A 9,698-nucleotide genomic window follows, 5' to 3' on the forward strand; every position below is an offset into this window, starting at 1 on the left:
GTTTAAACTCATCAAATTTAAGCTCAAAAAGCCTTAACGCCTTTTCATCATTTGCAAGTCGTTTGCTCTCTTTGGCATAAAACTCGTCAAGATAGAGCCTGCTTTGCTTGATATATTCATTGCAAACATCGTTTGCATGGACTAAATTTACGCCAAGCAAAATGGCAAAAATAGCTATTTTTTTCATGTTTTTCCTTGAAATTTTTGCGTTATACTAGCCTTTAAGCACTTAAATTTTAAAATATTTTGCAAAAAAAGGACAAAAAATGAGACGAAAAGATAGAGAGCTTGGACGTGATGAGGCGCTTGAGATCATCGATAACTGCGAATACGCCGTGATCTCATGCGTGGATGATGAGGGAGAAATTTTTAGCGTGCCTATCTCGCCAGTTAGAGTTGGTGAAAGCATTTTTATACACGGAGCTACCGCTGGCTGTAAGGCAAAACTGCTTCAAGATGGACGAAAAGTAGAGTTTGTCTGCGTTAGTTTTAACAAAGTCCCGCATCTAAGCGAAAGCGAGCTAGATGCGATAAAAGGCGATGGCAAGGCACTTGGAGGCAAGGTCTTTACGACTGAGTACAAAAGCGCCATTGCAAAAACTAGAGTTTACGAGATCACAGACGAAGCTAAAAAGTATGAAATTTTAAAAATTCTTAGCCAAAAATACACTGCCTACGCGATGAGTACATTTGACGTGGCTGCGGAGTATGGGCTAAAAATCATAAAAATTTACGAGCTAAAGATAGAGAGCCTTAGTGCTAAGGCCAAAATTTTACCAAAACCAACAAAGGAATAAATTTGAGCTCGCTTGCACTGATGTTTAGACCAAAAAATTTGGATGAAATTTGCGGCCAAAAGGCAGTTAAAGTAGCATTTTTAAAATTTATAGCCTCTAGCAAAATCCCACACTCCATCTTTTATGGTCCAGCAGGTTGTGGCAAGACGAGCTTTGCAAGGGTAGTCGCAAGCGGCGCAAACTACGACTTTTACGAGTTTGACGGCGGAAATTTAAAGATAGATGACTTTCGCAAAATTTTAAAAAACTACGAAAACGCCCTAAATAAGCCACTCTTTTTCATAGACGAGATCCACCGCCTAAGCAAAACCCAACAAGAAGCACTGCTAATTCCCATGGAAAACTACAAAGCCCTAGTTATCGGCGCTAGCACCGAAAATCCCTTTTTCACGCTAAGCTCAGGCATAAGAAGCCGCTCGATGCTCTTTGAGTTTAGGCCGCTTAGTAGTGGCGATTTTGAAGAGCTTCTTGGCAAGATCAGAGAGCAAATTTCTTTTAGCATAGATGATGAAGCCAAAGAATATTTATTTAAAAGTAGTGGTGGTGATGCAAGAGCTATGCTAAATTTGCTCGAATTTGCCATCACGCTTGATGAAAATGTGAGCCTAGAAAATTTAAAAACACTTCGTCAAAACGCCCTAAAAGAGGGGGCAAAAGAGGATGACACGCACTATGAGCTAGCAAGCGCTTTTATAAAAAGCCTGCGTGGAAGCGACGAAAACGCCGTTATATACTACTTAGCAAGGCTGATAGACTCTGGCGAGAGTGCGGACTTTATCGCTAGAAGGATGGCGATATTTGCCAGCGAAGACATCGGCAACGCAAACCCAAATGCGCTAAATTTAGCTGCCAGCACGCTTAGCGCGGTAAAAGAGATAGGCTTTCCAGAAGCTAGGATCATACTGGCTCAGTGCGCCATCTATCTAGCTAGCTCACCAAAGTCAAACTCCAGCTACAATGCGATAAATGCCGCCCTAAAATACGTGCAAAGCGAAGAAATTTTAAAGATTCCACCATATCTTAAAAATCACACAAAAGAGAACAAAGGCTACCTTTATCCGCATGATTTTGGCGGCTGGGTCGATCAAAAATACCTAGAAAAACCGCTCGTTTTTTATAAAAGCAAGGGCATTGGCTTTGAAAAAACGCTAAATGAGTGGCTAGAAAAGATAAAGTCAAAAGGCTAAATTTAGGCTTTACTCTGTCAGATTTATGGAGTAAATTTTAAAAGAAATACAAATGAACGAGCAAAATTTAGCGTATATCGCAAATTTAAAGATAGAAGACGTGCCTTGGGGTAGATTAACGACAGCTTATGACAGAGCAAGCGAATTTCCAGAAATTTTTAAACAACTTTGGGCGGCGATCGGCGAGAAAAATTTGACGCAAAGTTTGGCTACCGACAAGTCAAATAGCGAACAAAATATGGCAAATCCAGCAAATAACAATGAAGCAAAATTTAACGCCAAAGCTACTTGTAACGTGCTTTATAAGATTTTTAGCAAACTAAGAGCCAAATATGTTTTGCCAAGTTATATCCGCGCAATAAAGATTGCAAATTTCGTGTAAAAGCCTCCTAAAACACGCAAAAACCTAATTTTAAAATCTAAAAACCAAGAACCATTCTAAACCTTCATTGTGGGATAAATTTAGAAATTATCAATCAAAAAACGCCTTAGAGCACAAAAATATTGGTCGCAAAATCTTGCTAGTAAAAACAAGTTCACTACGAGTAAGCCGAAACTAGCGCAAAATTTTAATCCAAGCTAAAAAATTTTTCTTATTTATTCTAATTTTATATTTTTTTAAATATACTCGCTCTCTAAACTACACCAATGAAAGTCAAGAAAATGCCTACAAATTTTGCTGAAATTTTAAATAATTGTGTTGAAAGTATAAATTCATTTCTTTGGGGTCCATACTTCCTTATCGCCCTACTTTGCGGCACTGGACTATTTTTTACTATTAGGCTTGGGTTTGTTCAAATTTTTAAGTTTAAAATGGGACTAAGAGAGCTTTTTGGGAATTTCTCACTTCATGGCGAAGCTGCTGGCAAGGCTGGTATGAGCCAGTTTCAAGCAGTTGCAACCGCAATCGCCGCACAAGTTGGCACTGGCAATCTAGTAGGTGCGACAACAGCTCTTATCATGGGCGGTCCTGGTGCGATTTTTTGGATGTGGTGCGCTGCATTTTTAGGCATGGCTACAAATTTTGCTGAAATTTGCCTAGCTCAAATTTACCGCACAAAAGACGATAGCGGGCACACAATAGGCGGTCCGGCATTTTATATAAGTCGTGGATTAAAGGGGAAATGGGCAAAAATTTTAGCTGGATTTTTCGCTATCGCCATCATTATCGCACTTGGCTTTATCGGCAATATGGTGCAAGCAAACTCGATCTCAGACGGCTTTAAAGGTGCCTTTGGTATACCTCAGTGGATAACTGGAGCTTTTTTAGCAATCGTCTGCGCAGTCATCTTTATAGGTGGCGTAAAGGCGATCGCAAGAGTAGCTGAAAAGATCGTGCCTTTGATGGCCTTACTTTATGTAGGTGTTGGACTGATCATTATCGCTTTAAATTTTCACGAAATTCCAGATGCAGTTTTGCTTATCTATAAAGCAGCGTTTGATCCTTCGGCCGCTTGGGGTGGAGTAACTGGAGCTAGCATAGCAGCTGCGATGAGATACGGCATCGCAAGGGGTCTTTTTAGCAACGAAGCTGGCATGGGCTCAACTCCACACGCACACGCTGCAGCTAATGTCAAACACCCAGTCGATCAAGCAGTACTTGGTATAATGAGCGTATTTGTAGATACTTTTATCGTTTTAAATATCACCGTTTTTGTAGTACTTACCGCAAATGTCATCAGCTTTGAAAACGGCAAGGCAGTCTTTACAGGTATCACCTTAGTGCAAGAGGCCTTTTCGTCGCACATATTTGGCAAAACTGGCGGTTATAGCTTTGTAGCGATCTGCCTATTTTTCTTCGCATTTACGACCATACTTGGATGGTACTACTTTGCAGAGATCAATGTGCGCTACCTTTTTGGCGCAAAGGCGGTCAGAGCTTTTCAAATTTTAGTAGTTGTTTTTGTATTTTTGGGAAGCTTGCAAAAAGTTGATTTTGTCTGGAGTCTAGCAGATATGTTTAACGGCTTGATGGTCGTACCAAATTTAATTGCCATCATCATTTTAAGCCCTATCGTGGCAAAGCTTTTAAAAGATCACGATGCTGGCAAAGAGTATGATGTGAAAGATTATTTGAAATAAATCTTCACCACATCTTTAGAAAATTTACTAATAATTAATTTTTAAATCTCTTGTTTAGGATGTTTTGTTAGAAGTGGTGGCCCCGAATGGACTTGAACCATCGACCACTACCATGTCAAGGTAGTGCTCTACCAACTGAGCTACGGGACCTAAATAATGGGCGGATTGTAGTGTAATTTTCTTTTTGTTTAGCTTAAATCTTAAAGTTAGCAGTAGTGATTTCGTGATAGGCGATACGGAAAGTAGCATTTCCTTATATTTAATTTATAATTCTAATATTTCAAGCTAAAATTAATTTATAGATAAAAATTTGTATCTGATAGATTAAAATACCTGAAATAACGCATAATTAAAAAATTCATATATCTCATATAATTCTTATATTATTTGATATATAATACTCATAACAAAACATTTTTCGAAAGGAGACAAAATGTCAAACAAAATGTCAAGACGCGACTTGTTAAAGCTGGGTATGGCGGGCGCGGGCGCACTCGCGCTAGGTGCGGTAAATGCGCAAGCAAGCGCGTTAAACGCAAAAGACGTCAAATTTGACGAAGAGTGGGACGTGATCATCATCGGCTCGGGCTTTGCGGGACTTGCGGCGGGCTTAAAAGCGGCGCAAAAAGGCAGCAAGGTACTAATCCTGGAAAAAATGGGTCGCATCGGCGGTAACTCCGTAATCAACGGCGGCGGTATGGCGGTCGCAAACAACCCGGTGCAAGCAAAAACTAACATCAAAGACAGCAAAGAGCTGTTTATCGCAGACTGTCTAAAAGCCGGTCTTGGTATCAATCACACCGAGCTTTTGGAGACATTAGTCGATCGCGGCATGGACGCGTATAACTTCCTTGTTGAAAACGGCGTTCAGTTTAAAGAGCACTGCGCGCACTTCGGCGGTCACACCGTTGCTCGCTCGCTGCTAACCACAAACGACTCGGGCTCAGGCTACATCCAGCCGATGCTTGAGAAATTTGAAGCGCTAAAAGACAAAGGCTGCGAGCTTCGCCGCCGCGCCAAATTTGACGACTTCGTGCTAGACGACAGCGGCCGAGTCGTGGGCGTGACGATCAGAGAAGAGTATAGATTCGACGATAAGCTTTACAGCGACGATCTTGAAAATACGAGCGGCACCAAAAAAACGCTAAAAGCAAACAAGGGCGTAGTTTTGGCGGCAGGTGGATTTTGCCGCGATAAAATTTTCCGCAAGCTGCAAGACCCGCGCATCCCCGACGACGTCGATAGCACCAACCACCCGGGAGCGACTGCGGGCGCGCTACTAAAAGCATTTGAGATCGGCGCGTATCCGGTACAAGTAGACTGGATCCAGTTTGGTCCGTGGGCAAGCCCAGACGAAAAGGGCTTTGGTACGGCTCCGATCCTAACTCAGCAAGGCACCTTTAAATACGGTATCGCGGTCGATATCCGCACCGGCAAGCGCTTTATGAACGAGCTAGCCGACCGCAAAACCCGCGCGGACGCCGAGTTTAAAATTTTACGCGAAAAACCGGGCGCGTATCCGATAACCTTCGCCGACACCAAAATGGCGTTTAAAGACCTAAGCGAAGAGATCATCCAAAAAGGCATGGGTAGCGGCAAACTAGTGGGCGAGTGCGCTACGCTCGATGATATCGCTAAAAAATACGGCGTACCTGCCGACGCGCTAAAAGAAACCGTCAAGAAATATAATGAAGGCGTCAAGGCTAAAAAAGACGAATTTGGCAAACAAGAAAGCGCACTAAGCGAGATCAACGAGGCAGGACCGTTCTACGTCATCCGCCTATCGCCAAAGCCTCACCACACTATGGGCGGGCTAAAAATCAACACCAAAGCCGAGGTCATCTCAAGTAAGACGAATAAGCCGATCCCTGGCCTATATGCCGCAGGCGAGATCACCGGCGGTACGCACGGCGCAAGCAGACTCGGTACGGTTGCGATAACCGATTGTATAGTTTTCGGAATGATAGCCGGAGAAAACCTAGCCTAAATTTGCGGCATCTTTCGGACGCTTTTTGCGGATTTTCTGCTTGCAGCTGCGAGCTTGCGAAGCAGAAAACCACAAAAATCGCCTCGAAATACTTGCAAATTTTAATTTAAAATTTACGCGCCGGAGTCGTTAAAATTTCGGCGCGTAAGTCGAGTTCGTAATTAATTTAAAGGTGATTTATGAAAAAGCTAAATTTTGCGGCTATTTTGCTATGCTTTTTCTCTTTTTATCTGTCCGCCGCCGATACGAAGGACTTAAACGTTACAAAGATCGTAGTTTCGGACGAGCTAAGAGCAAAGCACAAAATAAAACCGCACCACGAACATTTGGCGTTTGATTGTCTTGATTGCCACGTAAATCAAGGCGACGATCCGTCAAAATTTAAAAGTATAGGCGATAACGGCTGTTTATCCTGTCATAAGAGCAAAAAACTGCTAGCCGAGCGTCTAAAATTTATGGATACGCTAAAAGCCAATCCTCACAACTCCGTTCACGACGGCCCGACGCTATACTGCGACGAGTGCCACAACGAACATAAACCGTCGGTAAATATGTGTAGCGAGTGCCATGAGCACGAAGTTCCGCAATGGATGGGGGTAACGCCATGAAAATTTCAAAGAAAATTTTAGCGCTTATCGTTTTAATAAGCGGCATCGTAGGATTTTTCGTAGTCCTTCCCGTTCATTACGTCCTTGAAGAGACGAGTACGGATAGGTTTTGCGACGTCTGCCACGAGATGGATCCGATGGCGATAGCCTATCAAGACGACATCCACAGCGGCAAGGGCAAAACGGGCGTAAAAGCGAGATGCGTAGACTGCCACTTGCCTCACGACAATCTGGCTAAATACGTTTACCAAAAGGCTATGAACGGCCTAATGGAAGGATACGTTCATTTCTTCGGCGAGCCTGAAAAAATAGATTGGAAAGCCAACCTTAAAAACCGCGAGCATTACGTGTTTGACAACGGCTGCACGAGCTGCCACGCGAACGTAGAAGACAACAAGCTAATGTCAGAGCAAGCTCAAAAAATGCACGCTCATTACGCTGAGCTAAAAGGCACGAACAAAGAGCTAAAATGCGCTAGCTGCCACGTAGGCGTAGGACATAGCGCCGGATTTAGAAACTACCTTGAATACTGGTCTCCGACGTATAAAATTTACGATAAAAAGATGATGGAGAAAAAGATCGAGGTTAAGAAAAACTTCTTCAAAGACGATTATAAACCGAGCAAAGAGGAAGAGGAATTTCTAAACGCAAAAAGCGCGGCGGATAAAAAATAAAGGCCTTGCTTGAAGAAAATTTTGCTGCTTTCAAAGGATTTCGAGCTTAGCGCCTCGCTTAGCGCGACGCTGTATCGCTTCGGCTTTCGTATAGTTAGATTTGAAAGCGAAGAGGCGGTAATGCGCGACTTTGACGGCGGCAATAGATACGAGCTTTACGTTTTTGATATGAATGTTAAAGAGCTAAACTTAAAGCTCGTAAAATTTTTTCGCGAAAGCAAAAACATCACCCCGATCTTGCTTATTTTAGACGAGGCCGAGCCTAGCGCGTTTAAGAAAATTTACTACGCCAAAGTCGATGATTTTATCGTTAGGCCTTTTTCGCCCGACGAGTTTATATTTCGCGTTTTTAAGCTTTGCAAGGTGCTTTTGGGCTCGAAATTCGAGTTTAAAAACGGACTGGTTTTCGACAAAGATTCGCTTTGCGTTGCAAACGCGGCGGGCGAGAAAATTTATCTAGGCAAAAAAGAGGGCTTATTTCTTGAAATTTTAGCCAAAAACTCCCCGCACGTCGTTACCTACGACGAACTAGACCATCACATATATAAAGGCGAGAGCGCTTCGCAAGACCGCTTGCGATCGCTAATTAGAGAAGTTAGGCAAAAAGTAGCTAATTTAGAGATCGTTACCGTTAGAGGTATCGGCTATAAAATAGAGTAGGCTTACTCGCCGCTATCTTTCGGGTCGCCGCCTTCTAAAATTTCGGGTTCGTAAAAAAGCTGTGCGCTTAAATCCTCTTGCGCTATTTCGCTTAAATTTCTAACTTCAAATTCCGCGTTTAATTCGCCAAGCGCGATCTCGCCTTGTCTAGCTTGGTTTGATAGCTCGCGAAATTTCCTTACTTTGCCGTAGATGCCTTGCTGTCCTACGACGTTGGTTACGACTTTATTATAGTGCGTCGCCGCGGTATTTAGCGTGCCGCCTAGAAGGCGTAAATTTTCGGCGATCGTGCAGACGTTATTATAAATCGCCGTCGCGCTTTTTAGGATCGCCTTGGCCTCGTCGTTTCCGCGCTCTATGCGCCATAGATTAGCCACCGTGCGCAAGATCGGCATTAGCGTCGCGTGCGAGACGATAACGACGCGCTTATCGTACGCGTAGCTAAACAGCCCGCCGTCCGCGCGCATCGCCTCGATATACGCCGCTTCTATGGGCATAAACATTAGCACGAAATCGGGGCTTTTAAGCTGCGCCAGCGCTCCGTAGTCCTTCGCGCAAAGTTCGTCTACGTGCGCTTTTACCGATGCGGCGTGCAGTTTTAGCTCCGCGCGCGCCTCGTCTTCGCGCCCTTCGTTCATCGCGCTAACGGCCCGCTCGTAAGCTACCAGCGAGACTTTGCTATCGATTATTATATGTTTGCCGCCTGGGACCTTTACGATTACGTCGGGGATTTGGCGTTTGCCCTCGCCGCTTACGAAATTTTCTTGCGTCAGGTAGCTTTCGTTTTTAATAAGCCCCGAGGCTTGCAAGCTCGCTTCCAGCTGCATTTCACCCCAGCTGCCCGCCAGTTTATTGCCGCCTTTTAGCGCGGATACCAGCTCTTTTGCTTCGCTTGACATCGCAGCGCCGATATTTAGTACGTTTTTTATCTGCGCTTCTAGGCCGACGCTATTTTTTACCGCTTCGGTATGTACGTCGTTTACGCGTTTTTCAAAGCTCTCTATCTTTTCTTTTAGCGGTTTTAAGATTAGATCTAGCGAAGCTTGATTATTTTTGGCGAAATTTTGGCTTTTTTCTTCTAAAATTTTACCCGCTAGGCTTTGAAATTCCGCGTTCAGCCGCTCTTTAACCTCGATGAAATTCGCCTGCTGCGCTTTGAAGCTCTCCTCTTTTTCCGCGATTTGCGCGCTCGTTTGCGCTAGTTTTACTTCAAGCGCGTTTTTTTCGCTAACCGCCGCCGCAAGCTCGTTTTTGCCGCTTTCGACCGCCTCTTTTAGGTAAGAAATTTGCGACTGCAACGCGCGATTTACTTCTCCTAGCGCGCCCGTATCCTCGCGCAATGAGCTAATTTTAGCTTCTAGCTCGTCCTCGTTTTCGCTCGCCTCTTTTATTCTTTTTTCTAACTCGTCTGTGATTATTTGCGCGCGTTTTAGCTCGCGAGAAATCTCCGCGGCGTCTTTGCTTTTACCGAAAAACGCAAACGCCAAAATTAGGTTAATTACCGCTAAAATCCCGATTATTACGTATAAAATTTGCTCTACGTTCATAAATTTCCTTTTTTAGGGCGGATTTTAGCGAAATTTGGTTGAAATTCGCGCTGAAATTTTTGACGGATACGGGGCGAATAGTTCATCGACGGAAGAAATTTTAAGATCTTTTAAAAGCGAGTGCTAGACGTTACGCGATAAAAAGGTAAAGGAGCT

The 9,698-nt window shown here is 43.7% G+C and carries 9 protein-coding genes, 1 tRNA gene and 1 pseudogene; 8 read left to right on the forward strand and 3 right to left on the reverse strand.

Features of this window, described 5'->3' with window-relative positions; all coding sequences use genetic code 11:
• Positions 1–187, reverse strand: a pseudogene (locus tag QZ147_RS06580) (hypothetical protein); the annotation flags it as partial.
• 79 nt (positions 188–266) lie between these two features.
• On the opposite strand from QZ147_RS06580, the gene QZ147_RS06585 reads away from it, so the two are divergent.
• The 4 genes from QZ147_RS06585 (at position 267) to QZ147_RS06600 (ending at position 4,066) form a co-directional block, all read left to right on the forward strand.
• Positions 267–797 carry a pyridoxamine 5'-phosphate oxidase family protein gene (locus QZ147_RS06585; protein ID WP_103580663.1) on the forward strand — a complete coding sequence of 177 codons (531 nt, stop codon included), beginning with the start codon at positions 267–269 and terminating at the stop codon, positions 795–797.
• A gap of 20 nt (positions 798–817) precedes the next feature.
• Entirely contained in the window at positions 818–1,984 is a 1,167-nt protein-coding gene (locus QZ147_RS06590) for a replication-associated recombination protein A (protein ID WP_234401508.1), read from the forward strand.
• Between the two features lie 52 nt (positions 1,985–2,036).
• Positions 2,037–2,366 carry a hypothetical protein gene (locus QZ147_RS06595; protein WP_180998612.1) on the forward strand — a complete coding sequence of 110 codons (330 nt, stop codon included), beginning with the start codon at positions 2,037–2,039 and terminating at the stop codon, positions 2,364–2,366.
• 281 nt (positions 2,367–2,647) lie between these two features.
• Positions 2,648–4,066, forward strand: coding sequence for a sodium:alanine symporter family protein (locus QZ147_RS06600; protein ID WP_295148458.1), 1,419 nt, complete (start codon positions 2,648–2,650; stop codon positions 4,064–4,066).
• A gap of 74 nt (positions 4,067–4,140) precedes the next feature.
• Here the strand turns inward: QZ147_RS06600 and QZ147_RS06605 are convergent.
• Positions 4,141–4,216: transfer RNA gene (locus QZ147_RS06605), tRNA-Val, on the reverse strand.
• Between the two features lie 283 nt (positions 4,217–4,499).
• Here QZ147_RS06605 and QZ147_RS06610 point away from each other — a divergent pair.
• The 4 genes from QZ147_RS06610 (at position 4,500) to QZ147_RS06625 (ending at position 7,995) form a co-directional block, all read left to right on the forward strand.
• Positions 4,500–6,053 carry a flavocytochrome c gene (locus QZ147_RS06610; protein ID WP_295148447.1) on the forward strand — a complete coding sequence of 518 codons (1,554 nt, stop codon included), beginning with the start codon at positions 4,500–4,502 and terminating at the stop codon, positions 6,051–6,053.
• Between the two features lie 179 nt (positions 6,054–6,232).
• A complete protein-coding gene (locus QZ147_RS06615; RefSeq protein ID WP_295148449.1) occupies positions 6,233–6,661 on the forward strand; it encodes a cytochrome c3 family protein in 429 nt (142 codons plus the stop codon).
• On the forward strand, positions 6,658–7,335 hold the full coding sequence (locus tag QZ147_RS06620) for a NapC/NirT family cytochrome c (protein WP_295148460.1): 678 nt from the start codon (positions 6,658–6,660) through the stop codon (positions 7,333–7,335). The genes QZ147_RS06615 and QZ147_RS06620 overlap by 4 nt, the downstream gene beginning before the upstream one ends.
• Before the next feature lie 9 nt (positions 7,336–7,344).
• Complete coding sequence (locus QZ147_RS06625; RefSeq protein WP_295148451.1) at positions 7,345–7,995, forward strand: winged helix-turn-helix domain-containing protein; 651 nt, start codon at positions 7,345–7,347, stop codon at positions 7,993–7,995.
• A gap of 2 nt (positions 7,996–7,997) precedes the next feature.
• Here the strand turns inward: QZ147_RS06625 and rmuC are convergent, their stop codons facing one another.
• The gene (rmuC, locus tag QZ147_RS06630; RefSeq protein WP_295148453.1) at positions 7,998–9,542 is read right to left on the reverse strand and encodes a DNA recombination protein RmuC; all 1,545 of its coding nucleotides are present in this window, start codon (positions 9,540–9,542) and stop codon (positions 7,998–8,000) included.
• Positions 9,543–9,698 lie beyond the last annotated feature (156 nt).

The sequence above is a fragment of the uncultured Campylobacter sp. genome (assembly GCF_905371695.1).
In the GTDB taxonomy this organism is placed as follows: Bacteria; Campylobacterota; Campylobacteria; order Campylobacterales; family Campylobacteraceae; genus Campylobacter_A.

Coding starts and splice junctions, on each gene's coding strand:
- QZ147_RS06620 (WP_295148460.1), top strand. CDS start 6,658: ATGAAAATTTCAAAGAAAATTTTAGCGCTTATCGTTTTAATAAGCGGC.
- QZ147_RS06595 (WP_180998612.1), top strand. CDS start 2,037: ATGAACGAGCAAAATTTAGCGTATATCGCAAATTTAAAGATAGAAGAC.
- QZ147_RS06585 (WP_103580663.1), top strand. CDS start 267: ATGAGACGAAAAGATAGAGAGCTTGGACGTGATGAGGCGCTTGAGATC.
- QZ147_RS06610 (WP_295148447.1), top strand. CDS start 4,500: ATGTCAAACAAAATGTCAAGACGCGACTTGTTAAAGCTGGGTATGGCG.
- QZ147_RS06600 (WP_295148458.1), top strand. CDS start 2,648: ATGCCTACAAATTTTGCTGAAATTTTAAATAATTGTGTTGAAAGTATA.
- QZ147_RS06590 (WP_234401508.1), top strand. CDS start 818: ATGTTTAGACCAAAAAATTTGGATGAAATTTGCGGCCAAAAGGCAGTT.
- rmuC (WP_295148453.1), bottom strand. CDS start 9,542: ATGAACGTAGAGCAAATTTTATACGTAATAATCGGGATTTTAGCGGTA.
- QZ147_RS06615 (WP_295148449.1), top strand. CDS start 6,233: ATGAAAAAGCTAAATTTTGCGGCTATTTTGCTATGCTTTTTCTCTTTT.